Annotated in this window: 17 protein-coding genes; 10 read left to right on the top strand and 7 right to left on the bottom strand. The window is 66.0% G+C overall.

What is annotated here, in order from left to right; genetic code table 11:
• Positions 1-14: 14 nt before the first annotated feature.
• The 8 genes from H9L13_RS04230 to H9L13_RS04195 all read left to right on the top strand — a co-directional run bounded on the left by H9L13_RS04230 (position 15) and on the right by H9L13_RS04195 (position 8,434).
• Entirely contained in the window at positions 15-647 is a 633-nt protein-coding gene (locus H9L13_RS04230) for a TetR/AcrR family transcriptional regulator (protein ID WP_187539303.1), read from the top strand.
• A 20-nt stretch (positions 648-667) separates the two neighbouring features.
• Positions 668-1,291, top strand: coding sequence for a retropepsin-like aspartic protease family protein (locus H9L13_RS04225; protein WP_187539301.1), 624 nt, complete (start codon positions 668-670; stop codon positions 1,289-1,291).
• A gap of 46 nt (positions 1,292-1,337) precedes the next feature.
• The gene (gene nhaA, locus H9L13_RS04220; RefSeq protein ID WP_187539299.1) at positions 1,338-2,522 is read left to right on the top strand and encodes a Na+/H+ antiporter NhaA; all 1,185 of its coding nucleotides are present in this window, start codon (positions 1,338-1,340) and stop codon (positions 2,520-2,522) included.
• Between the two features lie 115 nt (positions 2,523-2,637).
• The gene (obgE, locus tag H9L13_RS04215) at positions 2,638-3,681 is read left to right on the top strand and encodes a GTPase ObgE (protein WP_187539298.1); all 1,044 of its coding nucleotides are present in this window, start codon (positions 2,638-2,640) and stop codon (positions 3,679-3,681) included.
• 145 nt (positions 3,682-3,826) lie between these two features.
• Positions 3,827-4,744 carry an NAD-dependent epimerase/dehydratase family protein gene (locus H9L13_RS04210; RefSeq protein ID WP_235091166.1) on the top strand — a complete coding sequence of 306 codons (918 nt, stop codon included), beginning with the start codon at positions 3,827-3,829 and terminating at the stop codon, positions 4,742-4,744.
• A 61-nt stretch (positions 4,745-4,805) separates the two neighbouring features.
• Positions 4,806-5,048: an acyl carrier protein gene (locus H9L13_RS04205; protein ID WP_187540135.1), complete on the top strand. Its 243-nt coding sequence runs from the start codon at positions 4,806-4,808 to the stop codon at positions 5,046-5,048.
• A 138-nt stretch (positions 5,049-5,186) separates the two neighbouring features.
• Positions 5,187-6,389, top strand: a complete 1,203-nt coding sequence (gene spt / locus H9L13_RS04200; protein WP_187539296.1) for a serine palmitoyltransferase — start codon at positions 5,187-5,189, stop codon at positions 6,387-6,389.
• Positions 6,390-6,445: 56 nt separating this feature from the next.
• Positions 6,446-8,434, top strand: coding sequence for an ATP-binding protein (locus tag H9L13_RS04195; RefSeq protein ID WP_187539294.1), 1,989 nt, complete (start codon positions 6,446-6,448; stop codon positions 8,432-8,434).
• Between the two features lie 120 nt (positions 8,435-8,554).
• On the opposite strand, the gene H9L13_RS04190 is transcribed toward H9L13_RS04195, so the two are convergent.
• Both H9L13_RS04190 and H9L13_RS04185 read right to left on the bottom strand, forming a co-directional pair.
• A complete protein-coding gene (locus H9L13_RS04190) occupies positions 8,555-9,433 on the bottom strand; it encodes a hypothetical protein (protein WP_187539292.1) in 879 nt (292 codons plus the stop codon).
• A gap of 10 nt (positions 9,434-9,443) precedes the next feature.
• Entirely contained in the window at positions 9,444-10,439 is a 996-nt protein-coding gene (locus H9L13_RS04185) for a diacylglycerol/lipid kinase family protein (protein ID WP_187539290.1), read from the bottom strand.
• A 133-nt stretch (positions 10,440-10,572) separates the two neighbouring features.
• Here H9L13_RS04185 and lptF point away from each other — a divergent pair, with 133 nt between their 5' ends.
• Positions 10,573-11,793, top strand: coding sequence for an LPS export ABC transporter permease LptF (gene lptF / locus H9L13_RS04180; protein ID WP_187539288.1), 1,221 nt, complete (start codon positions 10,573-10,575; stop codon positions 11,791-11,793).
• On the top strand, positions 11,793-12,893 hold the full coding sequence (gene lptG / locus H9L13_RS04175) for an LPS export ABC transporter permease LptG (protein WP_187540133.1): 1,101 nt from the start codon (positions 11,793-11,795) through the stop codon (positions 12,891-12,893). The genes lptF and lptG overlap by 1 nt, the downstream gene beginning before the upstream one ends.
• A gap of 9 nt (positions 12,894-12,902) precedes the next feature.
• Here lptG and H9L13_RS04170 read toward each other — a convergent pair whose 3' ends face one another.
• The 5 genes from H9L13_RS04170 to H9L13_RS04150 all read right to left on the bottom strand — a co-directional run bounded on the left by H9L13_RS04170 (position 12,903) and on the right by H9L13_RS04150 (position 17,567).
• Positions 12,903-13,169 carry a hypothetical protein gene (locus H9L13_RS04170; protein ID WP_187539286.1) on the bottom strand — a complete coding sequence of 89 codons (267 nt, stop codon included), beginning with the start codon at positions 13,167-13,169 and terminating at the stop codon, positions 12,903-12,905.
• Between the two features lie 89 nt (positions 13,170-13,258).
• Positions 13,259-13,579: a hypothetical protein gene (locus tag H9L13_RS04165; protein ID WP_187539284.1), complete on the bottom strand. Its 321-nt coding sequence runs from the start codon at positions 13,577-13,579 to the stop codon at positions 13,259-13,261.
• Between the two features lie 15 nt (positions 13,580-13,594).
• Positions 13,595-15,235: a FecR domain-containing protein gene (locus tag H9L13_RS04160; RefSeq protein WP_187539283.1), complete on the bottom strand. Its 1,641-nt coding sequence runs from the start codon at positions 15,233-15,235 to the stop codon at positions 13,595-13,597.
• A complete protein-coding gene (locus H9L13_RS12700; protein WP_244954825.1) occupies positions 15,232-17,037 on the bottom strand; it encodes a sigma-70 family RNA polymerase sigma factor in 1,806 nt (601 codons plus the stop codon). Before H9L13_RS12700 ends, H9L13_RS04160 begins: the two co-directional genes overlap by 4 nt.
• A gap of 287 nt (positions 17,038-17,324) precedes the next feature.
• On the bottom strand, positions 17,325-17,567 hold the full coding sequence (locus tag H9L13_RS04150; protein WP_187539281.1) for a putative periplasmic lipoprotein: 243 nt from the start codon (positions 17,565-17,567) through the stop codon (positions 17,325-17,327).
• Between the last annotated feature and the right edge of the window lie 42 nt (positions 17,568-17,609).

Genomic DNA, 17,609 nt, shown 5'->3' with positions numbered 1-17,609 from the left:
AATAACTTACACTGATGTCAATAACTGCCAAGCGCCTTTCCCCCGCACAAAGCCGACAGGCCGCGCTCGAAGCGGCCCGCCGGCTGCTGCTGGAAAGCGGTCCACAGGCGGTGACGCTGAAGGCTGTTGGCGCTCAGATCGGGCGCACGCACGCCAACCTTCTGCACCATTTCGGCTCGGCCGCCGGGCTCCAGTCCGAACTTGCCCGGTCGATCGCCGATTCGGTCACGCAAAGCATCGCCGAGTCGGTCGAGCGGGCCCGCGCTGGTGAGGCGGACGCACGCGACATCGTCGATCAGACCTTCGATGCCTTTGGCCGCGAAGGCGCGGGCGCGCTGGCCGCATGGATGATCATCAACGGCAACCGCGATGCGCTCAATCCCATCCTGGATTCGATCCGCGACCTCGTCGCCCAGCTCAGCATTGGGCATGAAGAGCATCATGTCGCCGAATCGACGCTCTCGCTGGTGCTGAATGCTCTCGGCGATTCGCTTCTCGGCCCGGCGATTGCCGAAGCGCTCGGTCTTCCCCGGGATACCGCACGCACCCTCGCGTCGGAGCGGCTGCGTTATCGGATCGAGATGGAGCATCCCCGCGAGGTGCCGTTGAAAGCCGTCGGCGGATCGAAAGCGCCGCGGCGCAGTTGATCCCGGACTGAGCGCTCCATATGCCGACGACGACCGCCCCCGACTGGCTGCAACTTGCGATCTACGCGGTCCTGGCGGCTGTCCTCATCACCCTGCTCCAGCGGCTTCCCTACGTCGGACGGTTCATCCGCTTCGCTTTCTCATTTGCGGTGATGGCGCTGCTCATTTTCCTGCTTCTTCAGCATGCACCGTTTGAACCGACACTGGGGCGCATCGCGACCAGCTTGGGCCTCGATCGTCAGCAGGTCGTCGGCGACGAAGTGCGCATCCGCATGTCGCGCGACGGGCATTTCTGGGCCAACGTCCGGGTCAATGGGGTCGAGCGGCGCATGCTGATCGACAGCGGCGCAACCATCACCGCTTTGTCGGACGAGACCGCCGCTGCCGCCCGCATCGAGCGCGATGTGGACATCGTGCCGATCATGCTGCGCACCGCAAACGGCATGACTCAAGCTCGTCCCGGGACGGTTCAGCGGCTGGAGGTGGGCAGTATCACCGCTACCGACCTGAAGGTTGTGACCTCGCCCGCGCTTGGCGGTTTCGACGTGCTCGGCATGAATTTCCTCTCGCGCCTCGCCTCCTGGCGCGTGGAGGGCCAGACGCTGGTGCTCGTGCCGGAAAAGGCGGAAGCGGGCGCCAACTAGCCGGTTTTGATCGACACAACGACGCGCGCTGCGCAATGGCGTGGCGATGAGCCGCCGCCCTATCTCGATCACGCGCGAATTCCTGACCAACGAGGCGTCGGGCGGAATCCTTTTGATCGCCGCCGCCGCGGTAGCGCTGGTCATCGCCAACAGCCCGGCCGCGCCTGCCTATTTCGGCGCGCTGCAATCCTATCTGGGGCCGCTCAGTGTCCTCCACTGGATCAACGATGCGCTCATGGCCGGTTTCTTCCTGCTCGTCGGGCTGGAGATCAAGCGCGAGTTCCTCGACGGAGAGTTGGCCAATCCGGCGGATCGCCGGCTGCCGATCATTGCCGCGGCAGCAGGAATGGCCGGCCCCGCGCTGATCTACCTTGTGATCGTCGGGCCGGGCTCCGACCTTGCGCGCGGTTGGGCAGTGCCCGCGGCGACCGACATCGCCTTCGCGCTCGGCGTCCTCGCGCTCCTCGGCAAGCGCGTGCCCGCCTCGCTCAAGCTATTCCTGACCACCGTCGCGGTGGTCGACGACATCGGCGCGGTCGCGATCATCGCCGTCGCTTATACGAGCGACCTGAACCTCGCGGCCCTCGCCGCCGCGGCCGCGATCCTCGCCGGCATGGCCGCGCTCAATCGTGCCGGCGTTCAGCGATTGTCGATTTATCTCCTTCTCGCCGCTGCATTGTGGGTCGCGACCTACGCCTCGGGGGTTCATGCCACGGTCGCCGGCGTGCTTGCCGCCTTGACGATTCCCATTCGCCCAAGCCCCGGCGCGCCCGACGACATGGAATCTCCCCTTCACCGGCTCGAACATGCGCTGGAGCCGTGGGTCGGCTATTTGATCGTCCCGCTGTTCGGCTTTGCCAATGCCGGCGTGTCGCTCGCCGGGCTAAACGTCGCCGCCTTGCTCGCTCCGCTCCCGCTCGCGGTGGCTGCGGGGCTCTTCGTCGGCAAGCAGGTGGCCATCTTTGGCAGTGTCCGCCTGGCCGTCGCGTTCGGCTGGGGCAGCCGGCCGCGGGGCGCGACCTGGCTGCAGGTCTATGGGATCGCGATCCTGTGCGGGATCGGCTTCACCATGAGCCTGTTCATCGGCACACTCGCGTTCAGCGATCCCCAACAGATCGACGATGTGAAGCTCGGAATATTGAGCGGATCGTTCCTATCGGCCATCGTGGGCTTTGCGATCATCCGCTTCGCAGCTCGGCCCAAAGCGGCTGCGGGCAATCCCCAGCATTGAACGCGACGGGCGCCACTCGCGCCCGCCCTGCACGGCAGCGAGCGGGGTGTGAACGGTTCTCACTGACGCGATTGCCGTGCTGGAAGCTTTGCGTGGAATCCCCTACCCGCGCGCCATGCACTTTCTTGACCAGGCCAAAATCTTTGTCCGCTCGGGGGCGGGCGGCCCCGGGGCGGTCAGCTTCCGTCGCGAAAAGTTCATCGAATTCGGCGGTCCGGACGGCGGCAATGGCGGCAAGGGCGGCGACGTCGTGTTCGAAGCCGTGCCCGGCCTCAACACCCTCATCGACTTCCGCTATACGCAGCATTTCCGCGCGCCCCGCGGCAAGGGCGGCGCGGGCTCCAACCGCACCGGCGCGGGCGGCGACGACCTCGTCATCAAGGTCCCTGTCGGCACCCAGGTTCTGGCCGACGACGAAGAACGTACGCTGCTCGTCGACCTTACACGCGAAGGGCAGCGCGTCGTCCTCCTGAAGGGCGGCCTCGGCGGGCGCGGCAACGCCAGTTACAAGACCTCGACCAACCGTGCCCCGCGCCAGCACCAGCCGGGCGAGGATGGCGAGGAATTGTGGGTCTGGCTGCGGCTCAAGTTGCTCGCCGACGTCGGCCTCGTCGGCCTACCCAACGCCGGCAAGTCGACCTTCCTCAATTCGGTCAGCAACGCCGGCGCCAAGGTCGGCGACTATCCCTTCACCACGCTCCGCCCGCAGCTCGGCGTCGTCCGCCACAAGGGCCGAGAGTTCGTGCTCGCCGACATCCCCGGCCTGATCGAAGGCGCGGCCGAAGGCGCAGGGATTGGCGACCGCTTCCTCGGCCATGTCGAGCGCACCCGCGTCCTCCTCCACCTCGTCGACGGGTCGGGCGATGATCCCGTCGACGCCTATCGCGTGGTCCGCGACGAACTCGAAGCTTATGGCGCCGGGCTCGAGGACAAGACCGAACTCCTCGCCATCACCAAGGCCGACATGCTCGACGCCAAGCGGCTCGCCAAGGTGACCAAGGCGCTCGAAGGCGCATCGGGCGCGCGCACCTTCCCCGTCTCCGCCCCGCTCGACGACGGCATGGAGCCGCTGCTCGACGCGATCATCGCGCGGCTCGGAAGCGAACTTGCCGCGGAACGTGACGAGTCCGAAGCGGAGCGGCCTTGGACCCCGCTGTGACCGTGGAACGGGCTGAACTTTTTCCCGTTCATCCTGAGGAGCCATTGAGCGAAGTCGAAATGGCGTCTCGAAGGACGAGGCACAATCCTTCGAGACGGGCCTTCGGCTTCGCTCAGTGCCTCCTCAGGACTAGCGGAGACAAGGCGTGAGGACGCCCTTGAGAGTGGCGCTGACCGGCGGCACCGGATTCGTCGGGTCGCATGTCATCGACCACGCCCTCGCCGCCGGCCACGACATCCTCGCGCTGACCCGCCGCGACCAGGCGCCGCGCACGGGCGTCACCTGGGTCGCGGGCGACCTCGAGCAGCCCGCGACGCTCAAGCGCCTCGTCGAAGGCGCCGACGCGGTCATCCACGTCGCCGGGGTGATCAACGCGCCCGATGCCGCGGGCTTCGCGCAGGGCAATGTCGCGGGCACGCTCGCCATGCTTGCCGCCGCGACCGCCGGCGGCGCCAAGCGCTTCGTCCACGTTTCCTCGCTGGCAGCGCGCGAACCCAAGCTGTCGCTCTACGGCGCGTCGAAGGCCCGGTCGGAGGCGCTGGTGCAGGGCTCCGGGCTCGACTGGGCGATTGTTCGCCCGCCCGCCGTCTACGGCCCCGGCGACCGCGAAACGCTCGAACTGTTCCGCATGGCCCGTCACCGCCTCCTCATCATGCCGCCCAGGGGCCGCCTGTCGCTGATCCATGTCGGCGACCTCGCGCGCCTGCTCCTGGCGCTGGCCGATCCCGCCGCGCCCAGCGGCCTTACCATCGAATGCGATGACGGGCATCCCGGCGGCTACAGCCATCGCGAATTCGGCCGCGCGCTTGGCGCTGCGATCGGCACGCGCCCCGCCATTCTGGCCGCGCCGGCGCCGCTGCTCAAGCTCGCCGCCCGCGCCGACCGCCTCGTGCGCCGTGACAAGGCCAAGCTGACCCCCGACCGCGCCGCTTACTTCTCGCACCGCGACTGGGTCGCGAACCCGCGCCTGGCAGCCCCACCATCGCTGTGGGCGCCCAAAGTCGACGCCGTGCGGGGGCTCAAGGAAACCGCCGACTGGTACCGCGCCAAAGGCTGGCTCTAGTCCCGCCGCATCTTCGCCCCAATGCGTTGCGATGCCCGCGGCGCACCACTACGGGAACGCCATGTCCGACCGCCAGCAGACCCTCGCCAAAGTCCTCGAGATGATCGCGCCGTTCAACAAGAAGGGCGTCGACGTCGGCGAGGCGACGCGCTTCGCCCAGGATCTTGAATGGGACAGCCTCACCGTGCTCGATTTTGTCGCCAATATCGAAGACGAATTCGACGTGATCATCTCCATGAACATGCAGGCCGAGATCGAAACCGTCGGCCAGCTGGTCGACGCGCTGGGGAAGTTGAAGGCGTAAACCGCCCAATCGCCGCTCATTCTGAGCAGGGACTGAGCGAAGTCGAAGGCCCGTATCGAAGGACGCACCACGGTTCTTCGATACGCCGCTGGAGCTGCTACGCAGGACGAGCGGGCAAGGAGCATGGAAACAAAGACGATGACCGACCTCTTCTCCAAGTTCGACCCGCTGATCGAAATGCGCGAAGGCCTCCTCGCGACCGGCGTCACCGACCCCTTCAACTTGGTCATGGAAAAGGTCGAAAGCCCGACCGTCGCCATCTGCAACGGCCGACGCACGATCCTGCTCGGCACCTACAATTACATGGGCATGACCTTCGACCCGGACGTCATCGCCGCCGGCCACAAGGCGCTCGACGAATTCGGATCGGGCACCACCGGCAGCCGCGTGCTCAACGGCACCTATGTCGGCCACAAGGCGGTCGAGGAGGCGCTCAAGGACTTTTACGCCATGGATCACGCCATGGTCTTTTCGACCGGCTACCAGGCCAATCTCGGGATCATTTCGACCATTGCCGGCAAAGAGGATTACATCATCCTCGACATCGACAGCCACGCGTCGATCTATGACGGCTGCGCGCTCGGCAATGCGCAGATCGTGCCCTTCCGCCACAATGACGTCGAAGCCCTCGAAAAGCGCCTCAAGCGCTTGCCGCCCGAAACGGGCAAGCTGGTCGTCCTCGAAGGCGTTTATTCGATGCTCGGCGACGTCGCCCCGCTCAAGCAGATGATCGCGGTGTGCAAGGCGGCGGGCGCGATGGTGCTGGTCGACGAGGCCCATTCGATGGGCTTCATCGGCGAAAACGGCCGCGGCGTCGCCGAAGCGCAGGGCGTGATCGACGATGTCGATTTCATCATCGGCACCTTTTCCAAGTCGGTCGGCACCGTCGGCGGCTTTTGCGTCTCGAACCACCCCAAGTTCGAAATCCTGCGGCTGGTCTGTCGGCCCTATGTGTTCACCGCCTCGCTCCCGCCCTCGGTCGTCGCCACCGCCACGACCTCGATCCGCAAGCTGATGCACAGCGCCGACAAGCGCGCGCACCTTTGGGAAAACAGCAAGCGGCTTCACACGGGCCTTAAACAGCTCGGGTTCACGCTCGGCACCGAGGAGACGCAATCGGCGATCATCGCGGTCATCATGCCGGACCTCGAAACCGGCGCGGCGATGTGGGAAGCGCTTCTTCGCGAGGGGCTTTACGTCAATCTCGCCCGTCCGCCGGCGACCCCGGCCAACATGACCCTGCTCCGCTGTTCGCTGTGCACCCTCCACACGGAAGCGCAGGTCACGGAGATTTTGGGCATGTTCGCTGCGGCGGGCCGTGCCACGGGCTGCATAAGCTGAAGGAACTTTTGCCGCTTTGGGTTTCGCCCAAAGGTTAACAGGGCTAGATTGCCGGCATGATCGGGGACGGGGACGACGACGTTCGCTTTGACTGGCGGCGGGGTGGCGCGGCCGGAGCGGGCCTGCTTGCGGCCCTGGTGCTGCTGGCGATGGTTTTCCTCGTCAAATTCGCCAACGACGCCCGCGAACAGGCCTTGAGCGCGGAGCGGCGGGCGTATGACGTCGCGCTGGTCGTCCGCAACGTCAGCTCCAACATCTCCCGCGCCGAAGCCGCGCTTGGCCGGTTCGTGCTCGATGAGCAGGCTGAGACCGGCGCGCTTTATTCGAACGATTGGGCAGTCGCCGGCCACCAGATCCGCCAATTGGCGCGACTGATCCGTGGCAACGAACAGCAGGAAGCGCGCGTCCAGGAGCTTGAGAGGCTTTATCGCGTCCGTGGCGAAGAACTGGCGATCGCCGCCCGTGCTGCCCTTGCCGGGCAGGATCAGAGCGGCATCAGCTACTTCTACCAGGCGGGCCGGTCCGGCACGCTGCGCCAACTCGACTCCAAGCTCAATGAGATCATCGTCAGCGAACGGCGCGCGTTGCGCGAACGCATCGAGCAGAGCCAGTTTTTCTCGGCCGAAGCCGATCGGCTCACCGATTACCTGAGCTGGCTTGGGATTCTCGTTGGGATCGGTGCCATCTCGCTAGGCGTGGTGGCGGTGCAGGCGCTGCGGCAAAATGCGGCCGCCCGGCGCCAGGCCGAAAGCGAGGCCGAGCGCGCCGAGAATCTCGAGGTCGCGGTGCGCGACCGCACCCAGGAATTGTGGGAAGCCAACCAGGCACTCAAGGCCGAAGCGATGGAGCGCGAAGCGGCCGAGGCGCAGCTCCGCCAGGTCCAGAAAATGGAAGCCGTGGGCCAGCTCACCGGCGGCATAGCGCACGACTTCAACAACATGCTCGCGGTCGTCGTCGGCGGCATCGACCTTGCTCAGCGCCGCCTGAATGGGCCTCGGCGGGAGGTGTTGATGCACCTGCAGAATGCGATGGAGGGCGCGACCCGAGCCGCCGCCCTCACCCGCCGCCTGCTGTCCTTTGCGCGGTCAGAGCCCCTCCTTCCCGAGCGCGTCGACAGCCGCGACCTGATCAACGGCATGTCCGACCTCCTCGACCGTACGCTGGGCGAGCGGATCAAGGTCGATGTCGAGCTCGATCCCGAAACCTGGCCGAGCTACGTCGACCCGCATCAGCTGGAAAATGCGATCGTCAACCTCGCCGTCAACGCCCGCGACGCCATGGACGGCCAGGGCATGATGCGCATCGCCACCGCCAACGTGACGCTCGCCGCCAACGAAGTCGGCGACGTCCGGCCCGGTCAATATGTGAAGATCTCCGTCACCGACACCGGCTGCGGCATGACGTCCGATGTCCTCGAACATGCGTTCGAGCCTTTTTTCACCACCAAGCCGGTTGGCAAGGGCACGGGCCTCGGCCTTAGCCAGATCTTCGGTTTCGCCCATCAGTCGGGCGGGGAGGTCGGGATCGAAAGCGAGGTCGGCAAGGGCACGACCGTCGCCATCTACCTGCCGCGTACCGAAGTCGAAGCCAAGGTCCGCGTCCACCCCGCCGTGCAGCGCGCCGCCGAGGAGGATGTCCACGTCCCGGGCGCGCGCATCCTGCTGGTGGAGGACGATCCGCGCGTCCGCACCGCAACCGTCGATGCGCTCGAGGACCTAGATTACGATCCGGTGGCCTGCTCCAGCGGCGCCGAAGCGATCGAACTGTTCCACGCGCGGGAATTCGACCTGGTGATCACCGACGTGATCATGCCCGAGATGACCGGGCCCGAACTGATCAAGCATCTGACCACCAATTACGAGCGCGATTTCGCGGTGCTGTTCGTGACTGGCTATGTCGGCGACGGGGAGAGCGACGAATTGCGCGGCCACGAGCTGCTGCGCAAGCCATTCACCGTCGGCGCGCTTGCTGGCGCGGTCTCCGCCGCCCTCGCCCGAACCGCGATCGACCCGCCCCGCCCGTCCGCAGCCGCCGCGAAAGCCTGAGCCGCCGAGACCAAACGAAGCCGAGCGACCGCAAGCGAAGCTTGGGCGAAGAGACGGCGAAAGCCGGACGGCCTGCCGCCAAGCGAACAGGACCGACGGCGCGGATCTACGCCGCGCCTGCTAGCGCACCGCCCCGGATTTGATCAGTTTGGGCAGCAGCCCGATCGCCGCGACCAGCGGCCAGCGCCGCTGCCACGGTTTCAGTTCGATCGCCGTGCCCGCATGCCGGTTGATCTTCCACGCGATATAATCGGCGCCCCCGGCAAAGGTCGCACTCGCTTTGGCGAGGCGCGCGACCGAATAGACCTTGCCCTTGACCTGCTTGCCCCGCCACCAGCGCTGTGCGCGCTGCGGGCCCATCGCCGGCGCGATGCCCTCGGCAAGCGCTGCCTCGGCGAACTTGCGATAGCGCTCCGGCTCGGCATCGACGAACGATGCGCCCCGCCCACTCCGCTCGGCGCGCAGTTCGGCTGCAAGCGTCTTGTCGAAGGCGCCCTTCCACAGGTTGAGGCCGTCGCTTCCGTCATGCTGCGGCAACGCCCAGTGCAGCAGCGTGCGCACCGCCGCCGCAACCGCGTCCCCGGCCCTCGCCCCCGCCGCTTCGTCGACACGCCACACCAGCCGCACCGGCTGCGCGAACCGCGCCGCGGTCGACACCTGCCATGCTTGGGGCGAGCATTCGTGCGCGAAATCGGCCTCGCTCAGCACGGCATATTTGGCGGCAAGCCCGCCATGCTCGACGTAAAAGACGTTGGGCGGAATCAGCCGGTTGGCGATCGCTAGCCAGCGTTTGTCGTACGCGCTGCGATAATCCGAAACGATCAGGTAAAAATCGAGCAACAGGCCATCGAATTCGCGCTGGCGCAGGCACGATCCGTAGAACATCACGGCGCGGCTCGCCGCCCCGTGCTTGGCCGCAATCGCCGCCGCCATCGCCGTGACGCGCGGGTCGACCCGCTGCTCCAGCTCTTCGGCGACAAGCCGCCGCAATTCGCTCATGCCTGGAAGATTACGCCGCCAGCTTGACGAAGGATAGCGGCTGGGCGGGGCTCAGCATGATCGGCCGGCCAAGCTCGGCACGGAAGGTCTCGCCATCCAGGATGACGTTGCTGCTTTCACCCTCGATGGTGATTTCGTCGGCTTCCTCGAAATGGACGCCGCGCACGTGCGATGTCCCGATCTTGCCGATGATGCTCGCAAAAAAGGCGCGAATGAGCGTCAGCGGGCGCTCGTCGATCGCCAGCAGCTTGAGCGAACCGCCGCGGCCCGCAACCAATTCGCCCGACAGCAGCAATTTCTCCAGCGTGGTGACGGCAAGCAGCGAATAGCGCCCGCTCAGCGTATTGCCGGCCTCGCGCATCGAAACCTGCATCGGCTTGAAGTCAGGCGGCAGGAAGCTCGCCCGGACGCGCAGAAGCGTCTTCATGATCAGCGCGATCGCGGTGATCACATGCGCGACGCCGTTCGGAAGACCCAACGGATAGACCTTGTCGCGGCACCAGATCATCGTCTCGGCCAATCCCGCGCCGCCCAGGAACATGCCGATCGCCGGACGATCGAGGTTTCCGCTGTGCCGAAGCGCGATCAGCTCGCGGTGGACGATGAAGGGCGCCAGATCGGCCTGCGCAAGCTCGATCAGCCGCTCGAGCGCGGCGATCGGGTCGCCACGCGCGCCCAGGTCGATCGCGATCAGGTTGGTCTTGCCGCTCGGCAGCACCGCGACCGGCGGCGGCTCGTCGCCGAAATGCCCGCCGTTGTGAATCTCGGTCAAGGCGGCCTGGACCGTGCCGTCGCCGCCGTTGATCGCCAGCACCTTGGGCCGGATCTGGGCAATGGTCTTCATCGCCTGGCCGACCTGGTTGGCGTGCTCCACTTCATAGTGAAAGATATCGGGATGGTCGGCGCAAAAGGCGCGGATCCGCGGCAATTGCGCGACGTTGCCGGTCGATTTCGGGTTCGACAGCAATGCGATCCGAGGACGCGAGCGCCCGCCGGTCACGGGCATGACCTGAGCTTTTTGTTGCGACCGCGTTTTCAACATGAATTCAGCTACCGTTCCGCTATACGTCGACGCGGGCACGCCCTTCCGAAGATGGTCCGGCCCGTCGTGCAACTTCGGTCGTGTTTGCGGCCAAATCATGGTGCTGGAACGACAGAACGTGCCGGGCGTCGCCCTTATTGACCGCTATCTTGCGCGACAGATCGCGATTCCGCTGATCGGCTCGCTGATCCTCGCGGCGATGCTGCTCGTGCTCGATAAGATGCTCCGGCTGTTCCAATATGTGGTCGATGCCGGCGGCCCGGTCAGCGTCGTATGGCGCATGCTCGCCAACCTACTGCCCGAATATCTGGCGTTGGGCATCCCCATCGGCCTGATGCTCGGCATCCTGCTCGCCTTTCGCAAGCTGGCGCTTTCATCGGAGCTCGATGCGCTGAAGGGCATTGGCGTGGGTTACGGCCGGCTGCTTCGCGTGCCCTATTTCTACGCGGTCCCCCTGATGTTCCTGAACCTCGCCATCGTCGGCTATGTCGAGCCCGCCTCGCACTATCGCTACGAAGGGTTGCGCTTCGACCTCAAGTCGGGGGCGCTGGGCGCGGCCATCAAGGTGGGGGAATTCAACCGGCTCGGCCGCAATCTCACCTTGCGCATTGACCGCAGCGAGGATGACGGGACGCGCCTTCACGGCATCTTCGTCCAGATGAACGACGGTGGGATGTCCGTCGCCGCCACGGCCGAGCACGGTCAGTTCCTCGCGACCGACGATGAAGACACCATCCTCTTCCGCCTCGAACGCGGCCGGCTGATCCAGGATTCGGCGAAGTTCAGCACGCCGCGCACCCTCGCCTTCGACAGCTACGATCTGCCGATCAGCCTTCCCGTGATCGACCAGTTCCGCATTCGCGGCGTCAATGAATCGGACGAGCTCTACCTTCATGAGCTCTGGCGGGTCGGCTATGGCGGCGGCGCCAGTTCGCAAGAGCAGATGCTCGAAGCGCAAGCGACGCTTAACTTCCGCATCGTCGAAGTGATCATGATGCTGATGCTGCCCCTGCTCGCGGTGGCGCTCGCGGTGCCGCCGAAGCGCAGCAGCAGCGCGCTCGGCATTTTCATCGGCATCCTGATCGTCGTCGCCTATCACAAGGTCAATCAATATGCCGAGCAGGCGGGCTCCCAAGGGCGGCTCGATCCGATCCTCGCTTTATGGGTGCCCCTCGTCCTGCTCTCCGTCTTGATCGTCTGGATGTATCACGTCCTCGCCCATCGCCCTGGCGGGCAGCCGATCGGCGCGCTCGAGCGGTTCTTTGCCAAGCTCGGCAAAGCGCTGCGCCGCGCAACGCGAGGGCCGAAGCCGGCGTGATCAACCTGCAATTCTTCCCTTCGCGGCAGCTGGCGCTGTACATGGCGAAGCTGTTCCTGACGCGCAGCCTGGCCGTGCTGGTGGCGCTCGTCCTCATCCTCATGACCCTCGATCTCCTCGGGGAATCGGGCAAGATCCTGGCGGTCGAGGGCAACGGCGATGCGGAATTGTGGCGCTACGTCGCCTTGCGCATCCCGCTCCTGATTTCGCGCTTCCTGCCCTTCTCGGTGCTGCTCGGCGCGCTCATCGCCTTCGTCGGCCTCAACCAGAACAGCGAAGTCGTGGCGATGAAGGCGGCGGGCATTTCCGCCCACCAGATCCTTGCGCCGCTGGTCGTCACCAGCCTCGGCATTGCCGCCATCCTCTTCGCCTTCAACGAAACGGTGGTGGTGAAGTCGGCGCGGGCCGTGACCGCCTGGTCCGACAATGAATATCGTCCCATCCCGCCGGAAAGCGGGATCCTCAGCAACGTCTGGCTGCTCCAGGGCGACGACCTGATCCGCGCCGGTCATGTCGCGGGCAGCGGCGCCCGCTTCCATGCCGAGCGGATCGAGATCTATGACCGTACGGGCGGCATCCTCCATCGCGTGATCGAAGCGGATCGCGGCGTGCCCCGCCCCGACTCCGGCGACTGGCTGCTGACCGATGTGCGCATCTACGATGCCGAGATGAATGTTGTCAGGCGCGTGCCGCAAATGCCTGGCTTGGCGGGCGTCACGCCCGGCCAGATGACCCTCGCAAAGGTCAATCCGAGCGAGCTTGATTATTGGACGCTGAAAACGCGCATCCGTCAGTTGGAGGAGGCGGGACGCTCCGCCGACGAGGCACGCGCCGGCCTTGCACACAAGATTTCCGGACCGCTCTCGACCCTGCTGATGCCCCTGCTCGCGGCGGTCGCGGCATTCGGGCTTGCCCGTTCGGGTCAGGTCCTGCTGCGCGCCGCGCTCGGCATGGCGCTCGGTTTTGCTTATTTCGTCGCGGACAATTTCAGCCTGGCGATGGGCAATGCCGGCGCTTACTCGCCGCTGATCGCCGCTTGGGCACCATTCTTCCTCTTCCTTCTGATCGGCGAAACCGTCCTCGTCCGAAGCGAAGAGTGACCGTCGAATTCACTCGCTTGCCCAGGCCTTGGTTTTCTCGATGATGTCGAGTTCGCGGAGCAAGGCGTCGACGTTGCGCGTCAGCTCGGGCAGGAACGTCACCTGGTGGCGCGCGCCGCGATAGGATTCGACCAGCAGCATGGCGTCGATCAGGATCGGCACCACCAGGCTTTCCGGGTCGTCGACCTCGGTCAGGCCGTGAAGCTTCGCCAGCACCTTGCGCCGCGCCCCATCGGGGTCGGCCATCGCCTCGGCTCGGCCAATCATCCACGCCATTACGCCACTCCTGAATTCGCGCACTAGAATAGCTGACGCTTGGAGGGACGAAAGTTCAGGCGGACGCATTCACGGTGCAAGTCGGCGCGTCAGGCGATGGAGATGACCGCCTCGCATTGCCCTACGGCCCCGCGTTCCGACGAGGGGCGGTCAGCTCCGGCTTGCTGGATCGTGTCCGGCCGTGCGCGGACGCTGGTTGTCGGCCCCAACTGGAGGAACGGGATCGTCACCTCTCCGGTCACTGGACGCAACAGCACCGCGCCGCCGCCGAGCCGCGGCAATCCGGCAGTTGTGCACGGAGTTACGGCTTGCGCGAGAAAGATCATGGCGGATGCGGCGATCATGGCGGCGTGGTGCCGGTCGGCGTCCGCAGCCGCAATGCGCTGGTGTAGCCTGTCCCAATGCGGCACGCTTTGCGCGCCGGCTTAATAGCAGTCTGCGGTGCCCCCGCAGTTTCGCCGCGCCGTATCGATGTAGGCGCGCTTCGAACTCTCCGACGCCTTCAGCCATTCCGACTTGGGCATGCACTGCCGTTCGGATGGAATATTGGATCCCGTCCGCTGCACGCGCTTGCAGACCAGTTCCTCCGGCGCCTGCGCCTCCGCGATGACCTTGGGCACCGCCGGAACGGCGGTCAGCGGCGTCGTCGGCAGCTTCCAGTTCACAACGCCTTCATAGGCGCGCTGCTGCGAGCCGGTGACGCCGGCGGGCTTCTTGAACACTGCATTGACCAGGATCAGCTTGCACGTTTCCATGTCCAGCAGCGGATGTCCGCTGGTGTGGGTGATCTTGCAGCTCATCGGGTTGCCGCGCGAATCGAGCCTGACGGTGAAGCCGACCAGCCCTTCCTCACCCGCCGCAAGGGCACGCGCCGGATAGAGCTTGTGCAGCACGTCCCAGTTGCGCCCCTCGCGGATCGCCTTGGTCGTTTGCGATGCCGTCTGGACCCGCGGGGCGGGCGCCGACAGCGGGATGACCGCGCAGCCCGATCCGCCCGTGCCGCAGTCCGGGCCCGTATCGGTCGCCGCGTCGCTGGCCCGCTGCGGCGCCAGCAGCTCGGGCCGGATCTGCTTGGGCAAGGTCTTGCTCGCCATCCGGCGCGACGACAGGACGAACCGCCCCGACTCGTCCTGCACGTTCAAGCCATAGGCATTTTGCAGAAGGCGCGCGAAGGCATCGACGTTGCGCGCCCGGAAGATGCCCTCGATGAGCAGACCCGACGCATCGACGTCCCCGATCACCAACTGCTTGCGGTTGTAGCGATTGAACTGCTGCGCGGCGCTGGCCAGCGTGACGCCGTCGAACTTCAACAGCCCCTCGCGCCAGGCCAGCTGCGACTGCACCGCCTCGGCCGACTTGGTCACCACCGTATTGCCGTTCTTGGCAATCGCGATGTCGCCGGCCGTGATCGTCGCTTCGCGGTCCGCGCCGAAGGCCGGCGCGTCTTCTACCCGCACACGTCCTTCCAGCACCGCGACGACGACTTCGGCGCCGTTCCGCCGGACGGAAAATTTCGTGCCCAGCACGGTGATGGTCCGCGCGCCGGCGTAGATGACGAACTTCTGGCCCGGCTGCTTGGCAACATCGAAAAAGGCCTCGCCGCGATGCAGCCACACGGCGCGGCTGTCCTCATCCACCGCCGCCTTGATGATCGTGTCGGTATTGAGCTCGACCCGGCTCCCGTCGCCCAGGCTGACGACCTTGTGGCCACCGACGCCGGTTTCGAACTTGGCGCTCGACAGCGGCGCCGACGTGCCGCCGAAGGGCAGGCCCGTCTGCATCACGATAAGCGTGAAGACGAGCAGCAGGGACGCAGCCAGCGCAAGCGGCTTGGTCCAGGCGATGGAACGGAAACCATCGTGCACCAAGCGCGGCGGAGCGCCGATCGATGCGATACGGTCGGCGGCCCTCCAGCCGTTTTCGAGACGCCAGAATGCGACCTTGTGCGCGTCGGATTCATCCATCCACGCTGCGAACTGCGCTTCATCGGCCTCGTCCCACGACCGCTCCTCGCGGCGCAGGACCCAGTGGGCGGCGAGCTCTTCGATCTGTGCGGCGCGGCTCATTGCAATTCGCTCCGCGACCGCGCGGCCGGGCTTGCCGGGCGGCGGATCTTGCCGCTTCCGCCAAGCATGTAATCGACCAGCGCGCGCATGCCCTGCGTAATCTGCTTTTCGACCGTGTCGACGGTCACGCCCAGCCGCTCCGCCGTCTCCTTGGTGGACAGGCCTTCCACCTTGCGCAACCACACCACTTGGCGGCAGCGCGGCGGCAATTGGTCGAGCCCCTGCTGCGTCCGGCGCAATTCCTCGCGCGCGCTCAGCTGGCGCTCGGTGCCGAACCGGTCGAAATCGGATTCCAGCGCGGACATGTCGGCGACCAGCTCGATCGACACGACCTGGCCGCGCTTCGCCTGGTTGATCAGATGATTGCGCGCGACCGTGAACAGATAAGCGCGGGTATTCATCGGGATCGCGCCGCGCGCGCCCGCCAATGCCCGCTCATAAATGTCCTGCCGAAGATCGGTCACGTCGTCAGCGACCCTCCAATTGCGTCGAATGAAGCCGGTCAGTGCGCGCTCCAGGGGAAGCACCTCGTGGCAGAACCAAGCATGTAGCGCTGCCTCGTTCTCCATGTGGTGAAGCGCATTCCCCGACAATTTATCCCGGCCTTTCCCCGCCCAGACAATGGTGCCTGGGAAAGCCGTAACATATCGGCGACGACTTTTCGCCGCGGGAATGCGGGTCGCGCTAGTTCCGGCCCCAGCGGCGGAAATGGTAGCGGCCGCGGACCGGACGCGCCTGATAGCTATCCCCGAAGCGCAGGTCACCTTGAACATGCCCGCGCTGCCGTCGACCTCGGCGATCGACGCGACGGAGCCGCAGGCATAGCCGATGCGCCCGATCGTCCGCGCGATGGTCCGCCCCGAAAGCGGAAGCTTGGCGGGACGTGCGGCGGCTTCCGCCGCTGTTGCGGCTGGCGCGATCGCTTCGGCAACCGTCGCGGCTTGGCCGGTCGCACTCTCGACGAAGCCGCCGCCGGCCAGTTCCTGCTCCTCCTGGGGGGTAAGGGCCACTGGGCGGGGCGACGTGGGCGGAGCAGCCTGGGCGAGCCGGACGCTGGCGTATCGCGCGGCTTTCGGCGTTTCCACCGGATCCGACCTGGACGGCAGACCGGTGGATGAAATGGCCGACGAAGCCGCCTGGCCGGTACGTACCCTGGCCGCCGGGACGGCCGTGGTCACCGCGACCTCCGCCTCTTCATCGACGGGCGCCGCGGGGTCGCCGACCGTCGATCCGGCCCAGGCGCCGAACAGGACCGCGGCAAGCGTAAGCCCGCCGCCGATGATCGCCGGCCGCCGCCAGGCGATGGGCGAATCCTGCACCTCGATGTCTGGAAGCACGATCTCTTCGCGGGTGGCGATCGGCGGCCGCGCCGGGACCACCGCCTCGGGCGCGCTGCGCACCAAAGGCTCCGGATCGGCCAATGCGCGAAGCGAGGCCGCAATAAACGTCTCGCGCGCGGGCGCATCGGCTGGCTCGCTTGCCGCAGCTGGCGCCACTGTCGTGCGCGTGACGCCCGCCGTGACAGGCGGCGTTCGAACGACCGGCGCCGCGGCGGTCACCCAGCCGCTATAGCTCATCGTCATGACAGGGGCAGGCTTACTGAACAGGCCGATCGACTGGTCGTAGGAACGGCGCTTGGCCGGGTCTCTTAGCGTTGCATGCGCCACGCCAATCTGGGCGAGTCCACCAAGAGGCCGTGGCCGAACGATCTCGCGCGCAAAGGCCCGGTCGATGTCGTCGGCCGTTGCAGTCGGCTTCAGTCCAAGGACGTCGTAATGCGTCGGACGCGTCGTGCTAGCCATGTGCCCTCCCCCAAGCTCACGCGAGTCGTAAGAGCTTGAAGCTTCGTCGCTTTCGCGGTCGAATCCAGCTCGACTGGCCGCAGGAATCGCCGCGTCCGGCTCCAACACGGGGGTGATTGTCGCGGTTTACGCGAAGTGAATCGCCTGCGTCCTAGCGGGGATATCCACCTGTGGACGGACTGATGACCTGCGGGGGTCCAAGGATCGTTGCGGGACAAAGCAAAGAGCGCCCGGCCATCGCCGGGCGCCCTTGCCACAACCGCTTGCGCGGCATTGCTGAACGTCAATCACATGCCATTGGCAAGGTTCGTGTCCGCCTCGTTGGTCATCATGTCATTCATCATCATGTTTTCGGTCGTCGCGTTGGTCGCCATGTTGGCGTCCATGCCGCCGGTCATCGCCGCATTCTGATCGACCATCATATTGTCGGCCATCATGTTGTCATTCTGTTCGTTGTTGACCGCATCGTCACCCGGGCTGCAGGCCGAAAGCGTAAGCACCGCACCGGCGGCCAGAAATAAAGCGCGCATATCTTCTCTCCCTGTTCTCGTTTTACCTTGAGTCAGCGGGCA

It is taken from the genome of Sphingomonas lutea, from assembly GCF_014396785.1.
Lineage (GTDB): Bacteria > Pseudomonadota > Alphaproteobacteria > Sphingomonadales > Sphingomonadaceae > Sphingomicrobium > Sphingomicrobium luteum.
Note: the sequence above shows the minus strand (reverse complement) of the source record. Positions and strands in the feature narration are given on the sequence as shown.